Raw genomic sequence first — 21,949 nt, 5'->3', positions numbered from 1 at the left:
TTCGCACGATGCAAAGCGGAACACGGCGCGGCAATCTTGGTTTTATCGAATCAGGCTGTGTCACAGTCAAGTTGGAATCGTATGGATAGGAAGGTGGGACATCCCGCACACATGGAACCGCGTCTGAGGTCATGAAACGAAACACAGCCCGTGTCGATTGGGTGACTGTTTTTCTGGGCGCATGCCTGATCGCGATATTTGGTCAATTGACGTGGATGGACATTGATTTTTATCTCGAATCCACAGTGACTGTGGGCGAAGTCGTCAAGTTGAATCATGGTGGTTACCACCCGGAAGTCTCTTTCACGACGGACAAGGGCGTAACCGTCACTTTCCCCGGCAGCAGCACCTACCCAGTGGAAGCAGGTGATCGCTTTGAAGTGCGTTATCTGCGCCGCGCGCCCGATATGCAACCGAAGGTGAACCAGACACTGAACCTGTTTGATTTCATGCCGCTCATCTTTGGCGTCGTGGTGGTGGTATCTGGACTGATGGGGAAGTCCCTGCTGAACTTCGGATCGAAGAATGATCAATTATAAGAAGAGTCGTTGGCGGTATAACACCGGTGCCAGCGTGGCCGGAGCGTTGGGCCCTTTATCCGCTGCGCGCGGCATACTCTTGCTGGATGATCCTGCGAACCTATCTCATCGTTTCAGCTTTTCCACGTTTGGAATCAGTCTTCTTAGTCTGAGAATACCAAAGCAGTTCCAGCTTCCCGATTTGCCCTTGCCAAAACGTCGCGGGTTGACTGGCTCCGGCTCGACCACGGATTTCTGGGGCGAAGGAGTCGTTTTTAAGAACGACTCTTTTCAAGGCGAAGAACTGTCGGCAACTGACTTTCGCGGCGGCGCGTTCATCGCCGAGTTGGGTGGCGGGTTGCTGATCGCCAAGGCTTACACAGTCATGCACATGGGCATTCCGGAGGCATTGATGCTTGCGTGCGCTGCCTGTCCGGCCTTGGTCGGTATGGCAGCGAGAAACGCCAAGGCCATGATTGTCATGAAGGGTATCAGCGAAGGTTTGATTGACGGAGTGGGCTTGTCCTCGTCGATCGGCTTTGTCTCTCACGGTTGAAATTATTTGACGCGCATTATGAATTCTTATCGTTCAAGAAAGGGAATGCATGGAAACTTTTGTCCTTGTTGACGGCATCGAAGGCGAATCGCAGAGCGTACCCAAAGCGATTGATGTCATCTCTTTCAAGTGGTCGCTGCATCAGGCGTCCGGCGCATCGCGCTTTGGTGAACAAAGTGGACCGCGAGCAGCCATTCGCGACGTGGAGTTCGTTCATGGCCTGGATCGCGCCAGCCCGAATTTGGCCAAGTACTGTGCCGTAGGTCAGCACATCCCTAACGCCGCGCTGTTTTCACGTATGGCCGGAGGAACGCCGCAGGAATTCATGCGGTGGAGCATGGTTGATGTGAGGGTTACGGCCGTGGAACCAGTCGGCGCGGGCGGCATCATCGTTGAACGCGTCGCGCTTTCTTTTGTTCGAATGAAATATGAGTATGTTCTGTTGACGAACCTGGGACAGAAGGGAGGAACCGTAACCGCCTTGTTTGACCTTCGCACCTAAGCGAGCCGTGTCATTACTATGCCGACCCCGTCGGACGGAACATTCCTGTGTGCCCTTGTGCCGCGTCACAGTCGAGCGGTGCGCGTTCCTGAATCAAGCCCGCCGCCCACTGCCTTCTCTGCTTCGATTTGATTCAGACCACGGAAAACGGGACGGACGCATGTAATCTATGAGAGTCGTTTCGTCGGGCCTTCAAGATTGACGCGCCTTCACGAAGCTCGCGCGGCATAACACCCGAACCGTGCACTTGGAAGGGCAACCCAGCCCCCGGCGGACCTGTATCATGCCCGCTTTTACCGACCATCCGGCCCCATCGGCCCCTTGCGCGCCGCACCGCACGGGTCACCACCCAAGGCCAGATCCACAACGAGGAGATGCCGCATGTCGACCTGGCTGACCGTCGTTGGCATCGGCGAGGACGGCTGGCACGGCCTGTCCCGCGCCGCGCGCCGCGCGCTCGTCGAAGCGCAGGCCATCCATGGCGGCGAGCGTCATCTCGCGCTGCTGCCGCCCCGCATCGCCGCGCGCCGCGTGCCGTGGCCCCGACCCTTTTCCATCGACGCCGTGCTCGCCGAACGCGGCGACGGCAAGACCCGCATCTGCGTGCTCGCGAGCGGCGATCCGATGTGCTTCGGGGTCGGCGCAACGCTCGCGCGTGAAGTCGCCGGCGACGAAATGCGCGTGCTGCCCGCGCCGTCGTCGCTGTCGCTGGCCGCAGCGCGCCTGCACTGGGCGCTTCAGGACGTGGCGTGCGTGTCGCTCGTCAACCGGCCGGCGGCGTCCCTGCTTGCCGACGTCCATCGCGGCGCGCGTCTGCTCGTCCTGAGCGCCGACGGCGCCACGCCCGCCGAAGTCGCCACGCTGCTCACCGCGCATGGTTTCGGCGCGAGCCGCATGAGCGTGTTCGAGCATCTGGGCGGCGCAAGCGAGCGCCGTATCGACGAACGGGCCGACGACTGGCGCGAGCCGCGCGTTGCCGCACTCAACCTGATCGCAATCGACTGCCGCACGCACGCCGGCCACGCCGGACCGCCGCTGACGCCCGGCCTGCCCGACGACGCCTACCGGCACGACGGCCAGCTCACCAAGCGCGCGGTGCGTGCCGTGACGCTGGCGCATCTCGCGCCGCAGCCAGGCGAATTGCTGTGGGACGTGGGCGCGGGCTGCGGCTCGATCGGCATCGAATGGATGCGGGCGCACCGGGCCTGCCGTGCCATTGCGATCGAAGCGAATGAAAGCCGGCAGCGGCTCATCGAGTACAACCGCGACGCGCTCGGCGTGCCCGCGCTGCAACTCGTGAAGGGCGAGGCGCCCGCCGTGCTTCAGGGCTTGCCCGCGCCGGACGCCGTGTTCATCGGCGGCGGGCTGACCACGCCCGGCGTGCTCGATGCGTGCTGGTCGCGCCTGCGTCAGGGCGGACGGCTCGTCGCCAATGCCGTCACCTTGCAAAGCGAGATGGCGCTGGTCGAATGGCGCGCGCGTCACGGCGGCGAACTGACGCGTATCGCTGTCGCACAGGCAGAGCCGCTCGGCAGTTTCGATACCTGGCGCCAGGCGCTGCCCATCACGCTGCTGCAAGGGAGCAAGCCATGAGCGCCCTGCGTGCGTTCTCCAGCAAGGCTGGCGCGACATGAAGCGCATTCTCCTGTTGGGCGGCACCGGCGACGCGCTCGCGCTCGCGCGCGCACTGCCCGCCGGTCACGTCTATAGCCTCGCGGGCCTCGGGCGCGTACCGGACGATCTGGCGTGCACGGTGCGTGTAGGCGGGTTCGGCGGCATCGATGGGCTCGGCGCTTATCTGCGTGACGCGCACATCGCGCTGGTCGTCGATGCAACGCATCCGTATGCCGCGCAAATGAGCCGTCACGCGCGCGCCGCTTGCGACGCCACCGGCGTGCCGCTCTGGGCCGTACGCCGTCCCGCGTGGCCCGCACAGTCCGGCGACGACTGGCGCTTCGTCCACGACTGGCACGGCATCGTGGCCGGCATCGCCGGATTCGGCCGGCCGCTTTTCACGCTCGGGCGCGAACCGCTCGCGCATCTCGACGAAATTCCCGCATCGCAATACTGGACCGTGCGCTGTCTCGAAGCGCATGCGGGCAACGCTCGCGCGCGGATCATCGACGCGCGCGGCCCGTTTTCCATCGAAGGCGAACGCGCGCTGTTCGATGCGGCCCACATCGATGTCGTCATCAGCAAGCACAGCGGCGGACGCGCGACCGAAGCGAAGCTGACGGTTGCGCGCGAACGCGGCCTGCCGGTCATCATGCTCGCGCGTCCTGATCTGCCCGCCGGCGACCGCAGTTTCGATACCGTCGCTGAAATACTCGACGCCCTGGCGCTTCAATCCTCGATCAAAGCATGACTGTCTATTTCATCGGCGCCGGACCCGGCGATCCCGAACTCATCACCGTGAAAGGCCAGCGGCTGGTCCGCACGTGCCCCGTGCTGCTCTATGCGGGTTCGCTCGTGCCGAAGGACGTGCTCGCCGGTCATCGCGCGGAGAAGTGCATCGATACCGCCGAACTCGACCTCGATACGATCGTCGCGCTGCTGCACGACGCGCACGTCGCCGGGCAGGACGTGGCGCGCGTGCATTCCGGCGATCCATCGCTGTACGGCGCGATCGGCGAGCAGATGCGCCGGCTCGACGCGCTCGGCATCCCCTATGAGATCGTGCCCGGCGTGACGGCGACGGCCGCATCGGCGGCGGCGCTCCGGCGCGAGCTCACGCTGCCCGGCATCTCGCAGACGGTCATCCTCACGCGCTACGCCACCCGTACGGCCATGCCGCCGGGTGAAGCGCTCGCGGACCTGGCGCGACACCGCGCGACGCTCGCGATTCATCTCGGCGTGCGTCACATCGAGCGTATCGTCGCTGACCTGGTGCCGCATTACGGCGTGGATTGTCCGGTGGCCGTGGTGTTTCGCGCGAGCTGGCCCGACGAGACGCGCATCGAAGGCACGCTCGCGGACATCGCGCAAAAGGTGCGCGCGGCGGGCGTCGAACGCACGGCGATGGTGCTCGTCGGCCGCGTGCTGTCCGCCGACGGCTTCACAGACTCCACGCTCTACGGCAGTTGAGCCGGCCATGCGCGATCTCGACGCAGTCTTCGCCGCGCTCGCCCGATCGGCGTTCAGGCGGCGCTTTGCGCTTGGCGTGCGGGAGGGGAAGTATCTGGGCGAGAAGGGCATCGAGACGGTGATCGCGCAGGCGCACGACATGATTGGCAAACGTCTCGCGCCGCCGGCGCCGCCCAACGACGGCAAGCAGACGCCGATGCGCGGGCATCCGGTGTTCATCGCGCAGCATGCGACGGCGACGTGCTGCCGCTCCTGTCTTGCCAAGTGGCATGAGATCCCGGCGGGCCGGGCGCTGGATGCGCTCGAGCGACGGCATGTGGTCGATGCGATCGAGCGCTGGCTGCGGACGCAGCCGCTCCCGGCCGCTATGCCCGCGGAGCCTGAGAGCCCGCAGCGCAGCCTGTTCTGACGGTCAGTGTGGCGTTTGCCGGGCCGCGCGTTCGTGCGCGCCGGGCGAGCAGGTTGAGCGCCTTCACCTTCGCCTGCACCTGCACCTGCGCCTCCGCCTCCGCCTCCGCCTCCGCCTCCGCCTCCGCCTCCGCCTCCGCCTCCGCCTCCGCCTCCGCCTGCACCTGCACCTGCACCTGCACCTGCGCCTGCGCCTGCACCTCCGCCTGCACCTGCACCTGCACCTGCACCTGCACCTGCACCTGCACCTGCACCTGCGCCTGCGCCTCCGCCTCCGCCTCCACCCGCGCCACGTTCAGAGACTCACGCGTGTCGCGCAAAACTTCGGAGATGTCTGGCGGCATGCTAGGATTTTCAGCAACCCGTTAATCAGGCAATGGAGTCATGTTCGATCGATCGAGCTTGAAGGATGCGGAATTCGAGTCCTTCCGGAGTGTCTGCGAGCGTCACGGATTGAGCCTGGAGTCTTTCGACGTCGAACTCAGGCTTGAACTGATCACCCCCTTTCACGCGACCCGGATGGTTTGCGTGTCACGAGCGGGAGTGCGGCAAGTCCTTTCTCCGCGAAACTGGATCGACGAGTTTGAAAAGCTGCTGTCACAACGCTTGTCGGAAGAGCGGCAGATCCAGGCACGGTAGCGCACGCTCGAACGGCTTCCACACGGGCATGAACACGACCCAAGCGTTTTCGCGCGTGTCGTCCAGCGTGCCTCTCTGGCGATCGTGACAATTACGCACTCGGCGTATCGTTCAGTTTGATCGGGTGGACCCGTCGTGAATTGTCGTGTTAGTTCGCGGGCGCCCGAATCTCGAGTGCGCGAAGCGAATGCAGGGCCGTTCGACCACATGCCAGGAGAGTGCGGCGATGACTACAGTGGCTGGCACCGCGATCGCGAGTGACACCAGATTGTCCATCTCGGGATAGCGGGTCGCGACAATTTGTTGAACAGGAAAGGCCCAAAGATACACGCCGTAGGAATAATCGTGCTTTGGCACAAGGCTATGAAGCGAGGGCGTCATCGCGAGAGCCAACAGCAGATAGACAAACGTGACGTAGAAAAAGGGCGCTGCGATTGAACTCTTGCGAAAGACTGCGTAAGCCACGAAGAGCACGATAAGCACCCCCCAATTCGTCTTCACATGTGAACGGAAGACGTATAAGACCATGCCGAGCAGGAAAAACGGAGCGGGGTAAAAAGAATAGCCAGTTGGCTTGTTCGTGAGCGCTTGCAGCGGACCGAAGCTTGATCCGTGCGCAAGAAGGTAGGCAAATGCCACGCTTGCGATGACGGCAAAGATGATCATGCGCGCTCGGGAATGCAGGCATCCGAAGGCGCCCGAGATCAACACCAGAAGGTAACACTCGAGCTCTAACGGAAGCGTCCACAATGATCCGTTGACGACGGATTTGATCGGCGCTGTTTCAAAGATTCCGGGCAGCGTCCACTGTACGCCTGAGAACAGCCACGTGTTTTTCGCGAAGTATTCGATCGCATCATGCCCAAACAGGGTTGAAGCGAGGCCAGAGTCGGCGAGTGCGGGATAAATCACGAATGCGGTGAGCGCAACGCAAACGATCAGCGCCGGGTAGATCCGTGTCAGCCTCAGCGCGGCGAAACGGATGACATTCGTCTGTCGCTCGAAGCTGGAGGACACCAGCATTCCGCTCAAAAAGAAGAATGTATAAACCGCAAGGCTGCCGGAGTATTCAAGTCCAGTGTGCTGAAGGATGGGCTCGACCCGTCCGTGATGCGGTTGTATCCAGAACGAGTGGCCGACCATGACTGCAAGGGCGGCGCAAAGCCGCAGCAGGTCAAAGTTATTCTGGCGTTTGTCAAGGGCGGTCTGAAGGCTCATTTTCCTGGGTCACGGACTATGCCTTTGCGGCCCGCGGCGATGAATGTGTCGAACCCCGGATTCTAGATGAAGTAATCACCCGCCTTGAGCTGGCTTGTTGAATTGGTCAGCACGAACGAAACTGCCCGATCGGCTTACGCGACCGGGCCGTTTGCTTGTTCGTGAGGTCATCAAGGCACACGCGACGCTGTTTGGTGTCGATCAGAGCGAACACTGCCTTTCCGTTCACGCGCAGGATGCTCGTGGCCGCGACGAGCGAGCGTGCGCAATTCGGACGCAGTGGCCCACATGCGTCCGGGATGCCTCGACCGCAACACGCTCAATCCCTGACTGCGCTCGAGCTTGCCTTACGCGTTTTCGCACGCCGGGCGAGCATGTTGAGCGCCTCCACCAGTGCCGAGAACGCCATCGCCGCATAAATGTAGCCCTTCGGCACATGCGAGCCGAAGCCTTCGGCGATCAGCGTCATGCCGATCACGAGCAGGAAGCCGAGCGCCAGCATGACGATAGTCGGATTACGTTCGATGAAGCGCGACAGCGGCCCGGCCGCGAACAGCATCACGGCCACGGCGGCGATCACCGCGACGAACATGATCGGAATGTGTTCGGTCATGCCGACCGCGGTCACGATGCTGTCGATGGAAAACACGAGGTCGAGCAGCAGGATCTGGCCGATGGCCGACAGCGGCGTCAGACGTCCGCCCGCGTTCCCGCCGGCGTGGCCGTCTGCATCATGCGTGACGTGATGACGAATCTCGGTGGTGGCCTTCCACACGAGAAACACGCCGCCCGCGATGAGGATCAGGTCACGCCACGAGAAGCCGTGCCCGAAGGCTTCGAAGATCGGCGCCGTGAGCCGCACGATCAGCGCGACCGTGCCGAGCAAGCCGAGCCGCATCACGAGCGCGAGGCCGATGCCCAGGCGCTGCGTGCGAGCCCGGTGCGCCTCGGGCAACTTGTTGGTCAGGATGGAAATGAAGATGAGGTTGTCGATGCCGAGCACGACTTCCATGACGACGAGCGTCGCGAGCGCGGCCCAGGCGGCGGGATCGGCGAGAAGGGCGAGAAGATAGTCCATGCGGTGCGGGCCTTGTCAGCGGATTGGCGGCAATGGCGGGATGTTAACCTGCTCGATTCCTAAAATGAAAGGAACTTGAAATATTCATTCGAATCGAAGCGCCACACGATAGCGAGCTTTTGCCAACCGGGTCGTGTCTTGCAATCAAATATGGCCGATTGGCCACAAATACCGGATTTGAAACGGATTCTTGCATCTCTCGCAGTGCGGCTGGATCGAATTTAAGGGTAAACTCCAACCCTTTCGAGCCGGCTGAAAATCCGGCCGCCTACACCTCCTGCTTTACGGGAAAAAACGACACTTCGCATGCAGGGAAAATCACAACGTCTGGTCGAGCTGGACTTCTTCAGGGGACTGGTTTTACTCATCATCGTCGTCGATCACATCGGCGGCAGCATGGTGTCGCGCTTCACCCTGCATGCGTTCGCGCTCAATGACGCCGCCGAAGTCTTCGTTTTTCTCGGCGGCTTCGCCACGGCCACCGCCTATGTCTCGCTCGCCGAGCGCCGCTCCGAGAGCGTCGCGCGCCGCCGCTTCGTGAAGCGCGCGTTCGAGCTATATCGCGCTTTCCTCATCACCGCCGTGCTGATGCTGGCCGCGTCCTTCCTGCTGCGACCGTTCTTCGGCCACGCGCCGAATCTCGCGCTGCACGATCTCGACAGCCTGATGGCCGAGCCGGTGTCGTCGATTACGCAGATTCTCACCTTCGAGCGCCAGCCCTATCTGGCCGCCGTCCTGCCGATGTACGCCCTGTTCGCGCTGGCCGTGCCGCTGATGCTGCCGCTCGCGCGCACCAAGCCCTGGATTCTGCTGGGCTTGAGTCTCGCGTTGTGGGCGTTCGCGCCGGCCATCGGCGAGTATCTGCCTTCCGCCGAAGACAACCTGTGGGATTTCAATCCCGCCGCCTGGCAACTGATGTTCGTGCTCGGCGTGCTGGCGCGCTGTCAGCCCGTTTATCAGCGGGTGAGCGCGCATCGTCTTGGCTGGATCGTCAGCGCGGGCGCGGTCGCGCTGATCGCCGGCATGGCTTACTACAAACTGCTCGTGCTGCCGCCGGTGCTGGACAGCGCTTTCAAGCGTGATCTCGCCGGGCCGCGCATCGTCAATTTTCTGGCTATCGCGTGGATCTGCGCCAATCTCGCGCGCTACGGCGTCGTGAAGGCGATCGCGAACCGCCTGCCGTGGATCGGCGCGGTAGGGCGCGACGGCATGGTGGCGTTCGTCGCGGGTACGGTCATTTCGCTGGTCGTCGACTCCATCCTGTTCACGCTGACCGATGGCCTCATCGACGTGCCGGCAGGCCTCGCCGCCGATGCACTGGCCATTGGCGCGCTGCTCGCCGTGCCGCGCGTACATCAGGCCGTGGCGGGCTGGCTCGGCAGCCGTCGGCCGATCTCCAAACCGGTGCCCGCCCGAGTGGCCGCGGATACGCGCGGACGTTGAGGGCAGAAAAGGGGCGGAAAGCGGGCAATCTTTGCCCGTTTTTTTTCGGGACGTGCTGGCAACTAACCGTCTTTTTCGCAACGCGCCATTGAATTGATGCGGAAAAGCGTTGGTGGCACGCTGTTTGCATACAGACCGGTTATCACGACAAAAAAACCGAAACCACCATGCTCAAACTCGCCATTCTCTTCGCAATCATTTCCGTCGTTGCAGGCCTTTTCGGCTTCACGCGCGTCTCGTCCGGCGCGGCGGGCATTGCGAAGATCTGCTTCTTCATCTTCCTGATTCTGTTCGTGATCTTCCTGGTCATCGCGATTTCAGCAGGCTCGCTCGTGCTGTAGCGCCAGGCGGCGCCATGCCGCCTACGCGTGCTTCCTCGGATCGACCCATGTCCCGTCGCGGTGTTACATTGCCGCGAGGAGACATTCACGCGGCAACGGCTGGCGCTTTGCCCAGCCGGCAGCCGCGCTGAACCGACAAGGAGGAAGGCGATGCAGCACGCCATCGGCGCGGCCTTGCAGCCTGCGCAGCGCGATCTCATCCGTCATTCGCACGAGCGTTCGGCCACCTTCGGGCTGTTTGAAACGATGCGCCCCGATTACGCCGTGCTATCCGGCGCGCAACTCGCCGTCAAGCTCGACGAGAGCCGCACGCTGTGCGCGCACGCGCTGCCGGTCATCGAGACGCTGTATGCGCAGCTGGCGAACACCCACAGCATGATTGCGCTGACGGATGCGGATGGGCTGATCCTGCATTCGTTCGGCGACGACGACTTCCTCGCCCGCGCCGAAAAGGTTGCGCTGCGTGCCGGCGCGATCTGGAACGAGGCGCATCAGGGCACGAATGCCATCGGCACGACGATCGCGGAATGCGCGGCCGTCACCGTCCACGGCGACCAGCACTATCTGCGCGCCAATCATTTCCTGACCTGCTCGAGCGTGCCGATCCTCGATCCGCTCGGCAACCTGTCCGGCGTCCTCGACGTCACCGGTGACCGGCGCGGCTATCACCAGCACACGATGGCGCTCGTCAAGATGTCGGGGCAGACGATCGAAAACCGGCTGATTGCCAGCGCCTTCGGAGACAAACTGCGCATTCGCTTCCACAGCCGCCCTGAATTCATCGGCACGCTGATGGAGGGCATCGCGGTCTTCGAACTCGATGGCCGTCTGCTGTGCGCGAATCGCAGCGCGCAATTCCAGCTCGGGCTCGATCTGCGCAGCCTGCGCGCGCAGACCGTGGAGACGTTGTTTGGCGAGGGCGTCGAGACGCTGATCGGACGTCCCGGCGATGCGCCGCGGCGGCTGGTGCTGCATAGCGGCGTCGGCGTGTTCGCGAGCATCGAGTTTCGCGAACGGCCGTCGACGAGCGTGGCCGTGACCGTGGCCGAGCCGGTGTCGTCGGCACTCGCGGCGCTCTGCACCGGCGACGCACGCATGCAGGACATCGCCGGGCGCGTGCGCAAGGTGATCGGCAAGAACATTCCAGTGCTGATCGGCGGGCCGACGGGCGCGGGCAAGGAAATGCTCGCACGCGCAATTCACGCCGATTCGCCGCGTCGCGCGGGGCCGTTCGTCGCGGTGAATTGCGCTTCGCTGCCCGAGACGCTGATCGAATCCGAGCTGTTCGGCTATGTGCCGGGCGCCTTTACCGGCGCGGCCAAACGCGGCGCGACGGGCAAGATCGTGCAGGCGAACGGCGGCACGTTGTTCCTCGATGAAATCGGCGACATGCCGCTCGCGCTGCAAAGCCGTCTGCTGCGCGTGCTGCAGGAGCGCGTGGTCGAGCCGCTCGGCGCGGCGCGCGCGGTGCCGGTCGATTTCATGCTCGTCTGCGCGAGCAACCGCAAGCTGCGCGAATGCGTCGCGCAGGGTACGTTCCGCGAAGATTTGTATTACCGCGTCAACGGGCTCTCCGTGTCGCTGCCGCCGCTTGCCGAGCGAAGCGACCTGCGCGCGGTCGCCGACAAGATGCTGCGCGACGAGCGTTTCATCGGACGCCCGGTCGCAATCGATCCGGCCGTGCTCGCGCTGTTCGCGCGGCATCCCTGGCCGGGCAATCTGCGACAGTTGAGCAACGTGCTGCGCACGGCCTGCGCGATGCTCGACGACCACGACACTCATATCCGCGTCGCTCATCTGCCGCACGATTTCGTGGATGAGTTCGGTGACGTCCCACTGGGCGATCAGGCATGCGTGCCGGTCCTGCCTTCAGGAGCGCGTCTCGCGGACATCGAAGCCGGCGCGGTCGCGGCGGCGCTCAAGGCGCACGGCGGCAATGTGTCGGCGACGGCGCGCGAACTCGGCGTGTCGCGCACGACGGTGTATCGCAAGCTGCGGGGCTAGTCTTCGAGCGCGCCCGGACTCGGAGGCGCCGGCAGCGCGCCACTGTGATCCTTCAGCCCGACGCCGGTCAGTCCGAGGCGGCGCGCTTCGTTCAGCAGCCAGATCAGCTTGTGCGCGGCGGCGTCGTAGGGCAGGCCCTCCGGGCGCACGTTCGAGATGCAGTTGCGCTCGGCGTCGTGTCGGCCGGCGCGCGGCGCATACGTCACATAGAGCCCGAGACTGTCCGGCGAACTGAGGCCCGGCCGTTCCCCGATCATCACGACCACCATCCGCGCCCGCAAGCGCTCGCCGACGGGATCGCCCAGCGCGACCCGCGCCTGCGTGGCGATCACCACGGGACCGATGCGCCAGCCGTCGAGGCCTGGCCGCAGGCTCGCAAGCAGCGGCGCGACGTGGCGTTGCGCGGCGACGGCGGACAGTCCATCCGCCGCCACGAACACCAGGTCGGGCGCGTCATGCAGGGTCTTTGCGTAATCGGCGAGACGCGCGTCGCCTGTCTCGCCGGGCACGCGCCCCAGATCCGGACGACGCAGATAAGTGGCGCGATCGGGCGCCGCGCTCGGCATGTCGAGTGTGTCGAACCCCGCGGCGCGGATGGCCTCGGCAAGCGCGCCGGTATCGAGCGGCTGGTGGACGGCATCGCGCGCCTGCGCGTGCGCGAGTTCGAACGCGAGCAGCGGCGCGGTGGGCAGGCTGCTGCCCGCGCGGCCCAGTGCGATGCGGGCATGCGTGAAACGCCGCAGCGCGTCCCACGGATCGTCCTGGCGGGGTGGCGTAGTCATGCGTCGATCCAGTCGAGCAGCGGTTGACGGGGCGCGCCTGACGGACGCGCAAGCAAGCCGCCGTGCGCATCCGTGACGCGCATTTTTGCGAGCCACGCTTCGAACTCGGGCGCGCGCTTGAGGCCGAGCAGCCGACGGACATAAAGCGCATCGTGGAACGAGGTGCTTTGATAGTTGAGCATCACGTCGTCCGCGCCCGGCACGCCCATGATGAAATTCACGTTCGCCGCGCCGAGCAGGGTCAGCAGCGTGTCCATGTCGTTCTGATCGGCTTCGGCGTGGTTCGTGTAGCAGATGTCGCAACCCATCGGCACGCCGAGCAGCTTGCCGCAGAAGTGATCCTCCAGTCCTGCGCGAATGATCTGCCGGCCGTCGTACAGGTATTCCGGACCGATGAAGCCGACCACCGTGTTCGTCAGCAGCGGCTCGAAGCGGCGCGCCACCGCATAGGCGCGCGTCTCGCAGGTCTGCTGGTCGATGCCATGATGCGCATTCGCCGACAGCGCGCTCCCTTGCCCGGTCTCGAAGTACATGACGTTGTCCCCGACCGTGCCGCGCCCGAGCGACAGCGCCGCGTCGCGCGCCTCCGCGAGCAGCGCGAGCGACACGCCGAAGCTCGCATTGGCGCGTTCGGTGCCCGCGATCGACTGGAATGCGAGATCCACCGGCGCGCCTTGTTCGATCGCCGCGAGCGTGTTGGTGACGTGCGTGAGGACGCAGGACTGCATCGGCACGTCATAGCGCTGGCGGAAGTCGTCCATCATCGTGAGGAGCGTGCCGATGGCCGCCGGCGAATCGGAGGCCGGATTGATGCCGATGACCGCGTCGCCGCAGCCGTAGAAGAGGCCGTCGAGCATCGCGGCGGCGATGCCTTTGGGATCGTCGGTCGGATGATTCGGCTGGAGGCGCACGGAGAGATGGCCGGGCAGGCCGACGGTCGTCCGAAAGCGCGTGACGACCGGGCGCTTTTTGGCGGCGAGGATCAGATCCTGGTTGCGCATCAGCTTGGACACGGCGGCGGCCATTTCCGGCGTGATGCCGAGGGTGACGGCTTCGAGCGCGGCGGTATCGGTGCTGTCGGCGAGCAGCCATTCGCGGAAGGCGCCGACTGTCAGGTGCGCGACCGGCGCAAAGGCGTCGCGCGAATGCGTATCGACGATCAGCCGCGTGACTTCGTCGTCCTCGTAGGGAATCAGCGGTTCGTCGAGGAAGGCGGCGAGCGGGACCTGCGCCAGCGCCATTTTGGCAGCCACGCGCTCTTCCTCGGTGGCGGCCGCGAGACCGGCGAGCTCGTCGCCGGAACGTCGCGGGCTGGCGCGGGCGAGCAGCGTCTTCAGGTCGTCGAAACGGTAGCGGCGCACGCCGATCGTCTCGTGATAGCTCATCGCTTCTCCTTGCACGGTGCGGGCGATCCTGCGATAAGGCCACTGTAGCCGCTTCGTGTCCGCCTGGGGCGGTGGAGAAAAAAGGCCGCCGGAAGCGAATCCGTGCTCATGCGATAATTTTTTGCTTGAAGTCAGCCGCCGCGCGCCCCGTTTCCCGTGAAAAACCTGCTCGTTCCCCTCGACCGTCTGGGCGATTTCGACGAAATCGTCGATGTCCGCACGCCGCTCGAATTCGCCGAGGACCACATCCCTGGCGCCATCAACGCGCCGGTGCTGAGCAACGAGGAACGGGTGATCGTCGGGACGATGTACAAGCAGGTTTCGCCGTTCGAGGCGACCCGCGTCGGCGCTGCAATGGTCGCGCGCAATATCGCGCAGCATCTCGACACGCTCTTCGCCGACAAACCCCGCAACTGGCGGCCGCTCATCTATTGCTGGCGCGGCGGCAAGCGCTCCGGTTCGATGACGACCTGGCTCAACCTGATCGGCTGGCAGGCGCGTCAGCTCGAAGGCGGCTACAAGACTTACCGGCGCGGCGTGATGGAGCGGCTGAGCGAACTGCCGCAGCGTTTCCGCTATGTGGTGCTGATCGGCCATACGGGCAGCGGCAAGACGCGGCTCCTGACGGCGCTGCACGAGGCCGGCGCGCAGGCGCTGGATCTGGAGGGGCTGGCGGCGCATCGCGGGTCGCTGCTCGGGGCGTTGCCGGGGCGGCCGCAACCGTCGCAGAAGGGTTTCGATTCGGCGCTGCTCGAGGTGCTGTCCGGTTTCGACCCGAACCGGCCGGTGTTCGCCGAGGCGGAAGGGCGGCGCATCGGTGCCATCACGCTGCCCGATGCGCTGCTCGACAGCCTGCACGCTTCGCCGTGCGTGGAGGTGCGTGCGCAGCGGAAAGACCGCATCGCGTTTTTGTTGCAGGATTACGCCCATCTGTTCGACGATCCGGCATTCTTCAAGACGCAGCTCGCGAAGCTGGTCGCGCTGCACAGCCGCGAACGCGTGACGCACTGGCATCGGCTGATCGACGCCGAGGCGCGCGCGGAGCTGTTCGGCGAGCTGATCGACCGGCATTACGATCCGGCCTATGCGCGCAGCAGCCAGGCGCTCTATCGCGGGTTGCCGCACGCGGCGCATGTGCTGTTCCGGCCGAACGACGAAGACAGCGTCGAACAAGCGCATGCCTTGCTTGCGCAGCTCGCTGAAACCACGCCCGCACTCTGATTCAACTCCACACTCGAAACCAGAAGACACGCTATGACCACGCTCCGACAACCTCGCGTCGCGCTCGGCTGGATGGTGTTCCTGCTGATTGCCGTATTGGGACTGTTCTATGTGAAATGGTTTCCGTACTACAACCGCGCGTTTGTCGCGGCGAGTCAGCATTCCATCGGCAAGTCCATTTTGATGGGGACGGCTGCGAATGCGCCGGCGCCGTCGTGGCAGGCGGCACTCGATTACGCGCTCGCCTATGGCAAGGCCATCTGGCAGGCCATGGTGCTCGGCCTGTTGCTCGGCTCGGCGGTGCAGGCGCTGATCCCGCCACGCTGGGTCGCGCGGGCGCTCGGCGAGCATAACTTCGGCAGTGTGGTGAACGGCGGGCTGATGTCGCTGCCGGGCATGATGTGCACGTGCTGCGCGGCGCCGGTCGTCGCGGGTCTGCGGGCGCGCGAGGCGGCGCCGGGCGCGGCGATCGCGTTCTGGCTCGGCAATACCGTGCTCAATCCGGCGGCGCTGGTGTTCATGGGCTTTGTGCTCGGCTGGCAGTGGACCGGCCTGCGCCTGGTGCTGGGCGTGCTGATGGTGTTCGGGCTCGGCTATGCGGTGAACCGGATAGTGACGCCGGCACAGGCGGCGGCATCGCGCGAGTCGCTGGCGAAGCTCGTCGAGACCGACGATCCCGGCACGGCGTTCTCGCGCTGGCTCAAGATTCTCGGCCGCATGACCTTGCGGCTGATCCCTGAATACATCGTGCTCGTGCTGCTGCTCGGCGCGGCGCGCGCGTGGCTGTTTCCGCATATCGGGCCGGATATCGGCAACGGCATGCTGTGGATCGCGGTGTTCGCCGTGGCCGGCACACTGTTCGTGATTCCGACGGCCGGCGAAGTGCCGATCATCCAGGCGATGCTGTCTCTCGGCATGGCGACCGGGCCGGCTGGAGCCCTGCTGATGACGCTGCCGCCGGTCAGCGTGCCGTCGCTGGCGATGCTCGGGCGGTCGTTTCCGCCGCGCGTGCTGGCGTTCGTGACGGTGGCGGTGATGGTGTTCGGGATCGTCGGCGGGGTGGTGGCGGCGGGGGTGTTTTGAGGGATCAGCCGATGATATTCGGATTAGTCGTGGAGATATGAACGACGCCGCTTGATAAGCTGGATCATCGTCATTGATCCGGAGCGGCGTCGGACATGCCACAGGACATGTTTTTGCATCTCAGTGGCATTGTGGGGGAATCGCAAGATTCCATCCATTCGCAGGCAATCGATGTTCTGAACTGGAAATGGGGTGTGTCTCAGCCGGTAGACATGCATCATGGGCGAGGTGGTGGGATCGGCAAGGCGCGAGTAGACGATCTCGTATTCGAGCATTAAGTTGATCGCGCGAGCCCTGATCTCATGAAGCACTGTTTAACCGGCAAGCACCTTTCCTATGCGACATTCATTGTGCGCAGACTCGGGATTGTTCCGTTCGACGTTCTGACGATCAGAATGAGCGACGTAATCATCACCCAAGTCTCCCCGGTTGGCTTACGTTCAATGGCGACACCTCGTGAGAAGGTTTCGCTTTCTTTTGCCTATCTCGAACAGGAGTACGTGGTGCAGGCTCCCAATCATACTAATGCCGGCGCCGTCCGATTCTCATTCGACATTAAACACAATCGCGCGGGCTGAAGACGGGAGATAATTCGTGTTGTATATCTCAGAACAAGGGCATGTCGATGCCGAGCGGATACAGCTCAAGTTGTTCGCCACAATCGAACGTGGTCCGATGCTTAACGTACACGGTATCGTGGTGCATCAGACGGGCGGAGCAACCGCGTCTAGCACGTTTAATAGCTATCAGAACGTCGGCGCTAACGGAGCTCATTTCTTGATCGACCGCGATGGGGACATTTATCAGACGGCGTCGCTGACCCGCGTGACTCATCATGTTGGCAGAATTAGATCTCGATGCTTGGAAACGGTGTCGTGCACGCCCGTGGCAATTGCGGAGAGTCGGCGGGCGCTCAGAAGGGGTGGTGTACTCGAACTTGATCGTCACGAGAGAAATAAGGCATGGCCCGCGCGCTTTCCTTCGAATTCCGACGCCATCGGAATCGAACTAGTCGGAATGTATCGAGACAGTGGCAAGGAACAAGTGTACGAGGCGCCCACGCCGGAGCAAAACGTATCCCTGAGCTGGCTAATTGCCGAGTTGATTGAAACGTTGAGAATCGAACGACGCGAGGTCTATCGACACCCCGAGGTCTCTTACAAGAATGCAACCGAAGCGAGCGCAGCGCGGTGGTGAAACTCAGCCCGCCCACACTCGCTGCTGCGCTCCTGCTGTGCCTCGCCATCTCCCACGGTGCTCTCTCGCAAGCGCGTGGCGTGACCCGCGTGACGATCGAAGAGACGGGCATGGTGCGGCCCGAATCCGATCGGAACGATAAAAAGCTGCTCGACGCGTGCAGCGTGTTTGTTCCGACGCAAGCCCAGGTCACTCGCTATTTCGCGCATGCGGTTCCGGTGCCTTCGATCGTGACCAGCCACGACCGCTATTCCCCCTGTGCGTCGACAGGCAAGCTCACCTTCGCCGATGGCTTTTCCGGCACCTGGATTCTCTATTCGGACGGCTCGGCAAGGATCGACTGGCAAGCCGGCGGGTTCGTGTATCTGCTTTATCAGCCCAACCGGTGGCGTGATCCCTTCGCGCCCTACGACCCACCTTGATGCTCGCCGCCCTCAATGTATCGCCGCCCCCGCCTTGATCAGCAGCTTGAACGGCAGCGCGAGCAGCATCGCGCCGCCCACGCCTCCCACCCACAGCGCGACGAACCAGAACAGCTTGCGCGCGCGCTCAATGGTAGTGATGTTCGCCATGGCGCACCTTTCCTCTGAACACCCAATAGCTCAACGTCGTGTACGCGATGATGACCGGCAGGATCACCGCCGCGCCGACGATCGTGAACAGCTGGCTCGAATGCGGCGCGGCCGCGTCCCAGATCGAGACACCCGGAAAGATGTCGTGGGGCGAGATGCTAGCGACCAGTCCCGCGTAGCCGAGCAGCACGAAACCCAGCGCCACGGCAAACGGCCGTGTTTCATGACGTGATTTGATCGAACGGCGCATGGCCCACGCGCACGCCGCGACCAGCACCGGCACGGGCAACATCCGGTAGAACAACGGCGAGTCGAACCAGCGTGACGCAATGCCGGCGTCCTGCAGCGGCGTCCAGATACTGACGACGGCGATGGTCGCGAGTTGCAGCAGCGTCAATGGCCAGACGACGCGATACATCCGCCGTTGCAAGTCGCCTTCGGTCTTGGCGATCAGCCAGCATGCGCCGAGCAGCGCGTACGTCACGACGAGCGCACCGCCGGTAAAGAGCGCGAACGGCGTGAACCAGCCGAAGGGATCGCCGGCGAAACGGCCATCGGCGACGGGAATGCCGTCGAGAAACGCGCCGAGCGCGACGCCCTGAAAGAAGGTCGCCCCCGCCGATCCGCCGATGAACGCCAGATCCCACAGATGTCGCGTGCGTTGTGCCTTCGCGCGAATCTCGAACGACACGCCGCGAAAGATCAGGCAGACGAGCATCAGCACGAGCGGCAGATAGAGCGCGGACAGCACGGTCGAATAGACCATCGGGAACGCGGCGAACAGCCCTGCGCCACCGAGCACGAGCCAGGTTTCATTACCGTCCCAGACCGGCGCGACGGTGTTCATCATCACGTCGCGGTCATGCTGGTCAGGAAAGAACGGAAACAGAATGCCGATGCCGAGATCGAAACCGTCGAGCACGACGTAGAGGAACAATCCCAGCGCGATGATCGCGGCCCAGGCAAGCGTGAGGTCCATGGTCTTAAGCTCCTTCGATGGACTGATGCGGAAGGCTGAGCGGCCGGCGCGCGGTGCCGTCGGGCGTCTCCGTATGCGAGCCCGGCAGTGCGGGCCCTTGCCGCAGCAATTTCAACAAGTAGTAGATGCCGGTGCCGAAGACGATCGTGTAGACGATCACGAACGCCAGCAGCGACACGCCGACCTGTTGCGCGGTGACGGGCGAGACGGCATCGGCGGTGCGCATCACGCCGTACACCACCCACGGCTGGCGGCCTGCCTCGGTCGTGATCCAGCCGGCCAGCAGCGTGATGAAGCCGCTCGGACCCATCGCCAGCGCGAAGCGATGGAACCAGCGCGCCTCGAACAACCTGCGCTTGCGATGCAGCCACCACGCCGCGAACGACATCACGATCATCAGCACGCCAAGACCCGCCATCACGCGGAAGGTCCAGAACACGAGCGTCGAGTTCGGCCGGTCCGCCTTCGGAAACTCTTTCAGGCCGCGAATCTCGCCGTCCCAGCTGTGCGTGAGGATCAGGCTGCCGAGATGCGGAATCCGCACCGCGTACTTCGTGGTTTCGGCTTCCATGTCGGGAATGCCAAACAGGTTCAGCGCCGTGCCGCCTTTCTCCGTGTCCCAGATGCCTTCGATCGCGGCGATCTTCGCCGGCTGATGCTCACGCGTGTTGAGGCCATGGGCGTCGCCGACGAGCGCCTGAATCGGCGTCAGCGCAAGCAGCAGCCAGAGCGCCATCGAGAACATCTTGCGGATGGCGGGGTCGCGCCGGCCTTTCAGCAGATGCCATGCGCCGGTCGCGGCGACGACCAGCGCCGCGACGATGAACGCCGCAATCGCCATGTGCGCGAGCCGGTACGGGAACGACGGATTGAAGATGATCGCCCACCAGTCCACCGGCACGACGTGATCGCCTTCGATGCGAAAGCCCTGCGGCGTCTGCATCCAGCTATTCGACGCGAGGATCCAGAAGGTGGAGATGAGCGTGCCGATGGCGACCATCAGCGTGGCGCCGAAGTGCGCCTTCGGTCCGACCTTGTTCCAGCCGAACAGCATGATGCCGAGGAATCCGGCCTCGAGGAAGAACGCGGTCATCACCTCGTAGGTCAGCAAGGGGCCGGTGATCGGGCCGGCGAAAGTCGAGAAGCCGCCCCAGTTGGTGCCGAACTCGTACGCCATGACGACGCCCGATACCACGCCCATGCCGAACGCCACGGCAAAGACCTTCGACCAGAAGAGACACAGCTCCTTGTAGACCGGTTTGCCGGTCTTGAGCCACGCGCCTTCGAGCACCGCGATGAAGCTCGCGAGCCCGATCGACAACGCCGGAAAGATGATGTGGAACGAAACGGTGAACGCGAACTGGAGCCGCGCCAGATCGAGTGCTTCGAGAGTCGAATGCATGATGCCCTGTGCCTTGAATGTCACGCGCGCCCGGATTTGAAGGCGTGTGTGTCCTTGCCGATTCAGTCGTGTAACGGGGCGGAGCTTAGCGCCAAACGCACAAAGTGTTGCGTTGCGTCAGCGATCTTGCGGCGTGCGCAAATGCCGCGGTTTCAAGGACTTGGGCGCGCTATCGGGTTGATTCTCCGATGCTTTTTGAGAAGGTTTATCGTGCACTGCGGCATGAGCGCGCAGGGGCGTTCGCGACAATCGACCGCACGGTTTTTTCAGGCGCGCAAGGAAGGGGCGGGAAGAACTTTTATGGTGCGCCGGCGCAAGCCGTCCGGACCGTCGCCGGGTACGATAATGGCTGTGGGAGCGCGCGCCGCGCGGTTAAACAAGGAGAGATACGATGCGCCTCGATGACGAAGCAGAAAGCCGCAATGTCGAAGACCGGCGCGGCGGCGGAGGCGGTGGCTTCCGGATAGGCGGGGGATCGATCGGCATTGGCACGATCATCGTCGCGCTCGCGGCTTCGTATTTCTTCGGCATCAACCCGATGACCATCATCAACGGCGCACAGGTCCTGCAAGGCAATGCGCCGCAGCAGCAGGCGGCGCCCGCCGGCACGCAGCCCGCCACCGATCCGGGCGCCGTGTTCGTGCGCAAGGTGCTCGGCAACACCGAGCGCACCTGGCAGCAGATCTTCCACACACAGTTCAACCAGGACTATCCGGCGCCCAGGCTGGTGTTGTTCTCCGGCGGCACGCAGACCGCATGCGGCACCGGGCAGGCGGCCATGGGGCCGTTCTACTGTCCCGCGGACCGCAAGGTCTACATCGATCTCTCGTTCTATCGCGAGTTGCGCGACCGCTTCGGCGCCGGCGGCGACTTTGCCCAGGCGTATGTGATCGCGCATGAAGTCGGGCATCACGTACAGAATGTGCTCGGCATTTCGGACAAGGTCGATCAGGCGCGCGCACGCATGTCGCGCGCGCAGGCCAATGCCTTGTCCGTGCGCGTCGAGTTGCAGGCGGATTGTTTCGCGGGCGTATGGGCCGCCGTTGCGCAACGGCTGAACGCGCAACTGATCGAGCCCGGCGATTTCGAACAGGGATTGAATGCGGCGGGCGCGATCGGCGACGATCGGCTTCAGCAGCAGTCGCAAGGGCGCGTCGTTCCCGAGGCATTCACCCACGGCACGAGCGAGCAACGGCAGCGCTGGCTGCGGCGCGGGCTGTCGACGGGCGATGTCGGGCAGTGCGATACCTTCTCCGCGCGCTCGCTCTGAATGGCGGTTGCGGTACGCGATTCAGGGCTGCGCGCTGTGCGATTTTGGTGACGCTGCGCGGTTGACGTCACGCTTCCGCGATTGCGGTCGCGCTACGCGATTGCCGTCACGCTTCTGGAATTTCGGAGACGCTGTGCGGGTGCCGTCACGCTTCCGCGATTGCGGTCGCGCTATGCGGTTGCCGTCACACTTCCGGAATTTCGGAGACGCTGTGCGGGTGCCGTCATGCTTCCGCGTTTGCGGTCGCGCTACGCGGTTGCCGTCACA

At 63.9% G+C, this 21,949-nt stretch carries 24 protein-coding genes and 1 pseudogene; 17 read left to right on the top strand and 8 right to left on the bottom strand.

The window, feature by feature from the left end:
* Positions 1-131 precede the first annotated feature (131 nt).
* From QCE88_RS36750 to QCE88_RS36720, 7 genes are all read left to right on the top strand, one after another.
* Positions 132-539 (top strand): DUF3592 domain-containing protein, encoded by a 408-nt coding sequence (locus tag QCE88_RS36750; protein WP_309910525.1) that lies wholly within the window; start codon positions 132-134, stop codon positions 537-539.
* Positions 526-1,074, top strand: a complete 549-nt coding sequence (locus QCE88_RS36745; RefSeq protein WP_309910524.1) for a hypothetical protein — start codon at positions 526-528, stop codon at positions 1,072-1,074. The genes QCE88_RS36750 and QCE88_RS36745 overlap by 14 nt, the downstream gene beginning before the upstream one ends.
* Positions 1,075-1,123: 49 nt before the next feature.
* Positions 1,124-1,576, top strand: a complete 453-nt coding sequence (locus tag QCE88_RS36740; protein ID WP_309910523.1) for a type VI secretion system tube protein Hcp — start codon at positions 1,124-1,126, stop codon at positions 1,574-1,576.
* 381 nt (positions 1,577-1,957) lie between these two features.
* Positions 1,958-3,169: a precorrin-6y C5,15-methyltransferase (decarboxylating) subunit CbiE gene (cbiE, locus tag QCE88_RS36735; RefSeq protein WP_309910521.1), complete on the top strand. Its 1,212-nt coding sequence runs from the start codon at positions 1,958-1,960 to the stop codon at positions 3,167-3,169.
* 37 nt (positions 3,170-3,206) lie between these two features.
* Positions 3,207-3,941, top strand: a complete 735-nt coding sequence (locus tag QCE88_RS36730) for a cobalt-precorrin-6A reductase (RefSeq protein WP_309910519.1) — start codon at positions 3,207-3,209, stop codon at positions 3,939-3,941.
* Positions 3,938-4,660, top strand: coding sequence for a precorrin-4 C(11)-methyltransferase (gene cobM / locus QCE88_RS36725; protein WP_309910517.1), 723 nt, complete (start codon positions 3,938-3,940; stop codon positions 4,658-4,660). Before QCE88_RS36730 ends, cobM begins: the two co-directional genes overlap by 4 nt.
* Positions 4,661-4,667: 7 nt before the next feature.
* The gene (locus QCE88_RS36720; protein ID WP_309910516.1) at positions 4,668-5,069 is read left to right on the top strand and encodes a DUF4186 domain-containing protein; all 402 of its coding nucleotides are present in this window, start codon (positions 4,668-4,670) and stop codon (positions 5,067-5,069) included.
* Here the strand turns inward: QCE88_RS36720 and QCE88_RS36715 are convergent.
* Complete coding sequence (locus QCE88_RS36715; RefSeq protein WP_309910515.1) at positions 5,026-5,412, bottom strand: hypothetical protein; 387 nt, start codon at positions 5,410-5,412, stop codon at positions 5,026-5,028. The genes QCE88_RS36720 and QCE88_RS36715 overlap by 44 nt on opposite strands.
* 40 nt (positions 5,413-5,452) lie before the next feature.
* Here QCE88_RS36715 and QCE88_RS36710 point away from each other — a divergent pair, with 40 nt between their 5' ends.
* Entirely contained in the window at positions 5,453-5,707 is a 255-nt protein-coding gene (locus QCE88_RS36710; protein ID WP_309910514.1) for a hypothetical protein, read from the top strand.
* A 111-nt stretch (positions 5,708-5,818) separates the two neighbouring features.
* Here the strand turns inward: QCE88_RS36710 and QCE88_RS36705 are convergent, their stop codons facing one another.
* Both QCE88_RS36705 and QCE88_RS36700 read right to left on the bottom strand, forming a co-directional pair.
* Positions 5,819-6,925, bottom strand: a complete 1,107-nt coding sequence (locus QCE88_RS36705) for an acyltransferase (RefSeq protein ID WP_309910513.1) — start codon at positions 6,923-6,925, stop codon at positions 5,819-5,821.
* Between the two features lie 319 nt (positions 6,926-7,244).
* The gene (locus tag QCE88_RS36700; protein ID WP_309910512.1) at positions 7,245-8,003 is read right to left on the bottom strand and encodes a TerC family protein; all 759 of its coding nucleotides are present in this window, start codon (positions 8,001-8,003) and stop codon (positions 7,245-7,247) included.
* A gap of 306 nt (positions 8,004-8,309) precedes the next feature.
* On the opposite strand from QCE88_RS36700, the gene QCE88_RS36695 reads away from it, so the two are divergent.
* The 3 genes from QCE88_RS36695 to QCE88_RS36685 all read left to right on the top strand — a co-directional run bounded on the left by QCE88_RS36695 (position 8,310) and on the right by QCE88_RS36685 (position 11,791).
* Positions 8,310-9,446 carry an OpgC domain-containing protein gene (locus QCE88_RS36695; protein ID WP_309910511.1) on the top strand — a complete coding sequence of 379 codons (1,137 nt, stop codon included), beginning with the start codon at positions 8,310-8,312 and terminating at the stop codon, positions 9,444-9,446.
* Positions 9,447-9,613: 167 nt separating this feature from the next.
* On the top strand, positions 9,614-9,787 hold the full coding sequence (locus tag QCE88_RS36690) for a DUF1328 domain-containing protein (protein WP_309820442.1): 174 nt from the start codon (positions 9,614-9,616) through the stop codon (positions 9,785-9,787).
* A gap of 150 nt (positions 9,788-9,937) precedes the next feature.
* Positions 9,938-11,791 (top strand): sigma-54-dependent Fis family transcriptional regulator, encoded by a 1,854-nt coding sequence (locus QCE88_RS36685; protein ID WP_309910510.1) that lies wholly within the window; start codon positions 9,938-9,940, stop codon positions 11,789-11,791.
* Here QCE88_RS36685 and eutC read toward each other — a convergent pair.
* Positions 11,788-12,573 carry an ethanolamine ammonia-lyase subunit EutC gene (gene eutC / locus QCE88_RS36680; RefSeq protein ID WP_309910509.1) on the bottom strand — a complete coding sequence of 262 codons (786 nt, stop codon included), beginning with the start codon at positions 12,571-12,573 and terminating at the stop codon, positions 11,788-11,790. The two genes, QCE88_RS36685 and eutC, sit on opposite strands and share 4 nt — an antisense overlap.
* Entirely contained in the window at positions 12,570-13,958 is a 1,389-nt protein-coding gene (locus QCE88_RS36675) for an ethanolamine ammonia-lyase subunit EutB (RefSeq protein WP_309910507.1), read from the bottom strand. Before QCE88_RS36675 ends, eutC begins: the two co-directional genes overlap by 4 nt.
* Positions 13,959-14,114: 156 nt before the next feature.
* On the opposite strand from QCE88_RS36675, the gene mnmH reads away from it, so the two are divergent.
* From mnmH to QCE88_RS36650, 5 genes and pseudogenes are all read left to right on the top strand, one after another.
* Positions 14,115-15,179 carry a tRNA 2-selenouridine(34) synthase MnmH gene (gene mnmH / locus QCE88_RS36670; protein ID WP_309910506.1) on the top strand — a complete coding sequence of 355 codons (1,065 nt, stop codon included), beginning with the start codon at positions 14,115-14,117 and terminating at the stop codon, positions 15,177-15,179.
* Positions 15,180-15,212: 33 nt separating this feature from the next.
* Positions 15,213-16,262 (top strand): permease, encoded by a 1,050-nt coding sequence (locus QCE88_RS36665; protein WP_309910505.1) that lies wholly within the window; start codon positions 15,213-15,215, stop codon positions 16,260-16,262.
* 95 nt (positions 16,263-16,357) lie between these two features.
* Positions 16,358-16,840 (top strand): annotated as a pseudogene (locus tag QCE88_RS36660) (Hcp family type VI secretion system effector).
* Positions 16,841-16,856: 16 nt separating this feature from the next.
* Positions 16,857-17,459 carry a peptidoglycan recognition family protein gene (locus QCE88_RS36655; protein WP_309910504.1) on the top strand — a complete coding sequence of 201 codons (603 nt, stop codon included), beginning with the start codon at positions 16,857-16,859 and terminating at the stop codon, positions 17,457-17,459.
* Complete coding sequence (locus QCE88_RS36650) at positions 17,456-17,881, top strand: hypothetical protein (RefSeq protein ID WP_309910502.1); 426 nt, start codon at positions 17,456-17,458, stop codon at positions 17,879-17,881. The genes QCE88_RS36655 and QCE88_RS36650 overlap by 4 nt, the downstream gene beginning before the upstream one ends.
* Positions 17,882-17,893: 12 nt before the next feature.
* Here the strand turns inward: QCE88_RS36650 and QCE88_RS36645 are convergent, their stop codons facing one another.
* From QCE88_RS36645 to QCE88_RS36635, 3 genes are read right to left on the bottom strand one after another with little or no spacing between them, the layout of a single operon-like run.
* Positions 17,894-18,031: a hypothetical protein gene (locus tag QCE88_RS36645; RefSeq protein ID WP_309910500.1), complete on the bottom strand. Its 138-nt coding sequence runs from the start codon at positions 18,029-18,031 to the stop codon at positions 17,894-17,896.
* Positions 18,009-19,010: a cytochrome d ubiquinol oxidase subunit II gene (gene cydB / locus QCE88_RS36640; RefSeq protein ID WP_309910498.1), complete on the bottom strand. Its 1,002-nt coding sequence runs from the start codon at positions 19,008-19,010 to the stop codon at positions 18,009-18,011. The genes QCE88_RS36645 and cydB overlap by 23 nt, the downstream gene beginning before the upstream one ends.
* A 4-nt stretch (positions 19,011-19,014) precedes the next feature.
* A complete protein-coding gene (locus tag QCE88_RS36635) occupies positions 19,015-20,412 on the bottom strand; it encodes a cytochrome ubiquinol oxidase subunit I (protein ID WP_309910496.1) in 1,398 nt (465 codons plus the stop codon).
* Positions 20,413-20,803: 391 nt separating this feature from the next.
* On the opposite strand from QCE88_RS36635, the gene QCE88_RS36630 reads away from it, so the two are divergent.
* Positions 20,804-21,682 carry a neutral zinc metallopeptidase gene (locus tag QCE88_RS36630; RefSeq protein WP_309910494.1) on the top strand — a complete coding sequence of 293 codons (879 nt, stop codon included), beginning with the start codon at positions 20,804-20,806 and terminating at the stop codon, positions 21,680-21,682.
* Positions 21,683-21,949: the final 267 nt, after the last annotated feature.

Source organism: Caballeronia sp. LZ035, assembly GCF_031451175.1.
In the GTDB taxonomy this organism is placed as follows: Bacteria; Pseudomonadota; Gammaproteobacteria; order Burkholderiales; family Burkholderiaceae; genus Caballeronia.
This window is presented reverse-complemented; position numbering and strand designations above follow the sequence as displayed.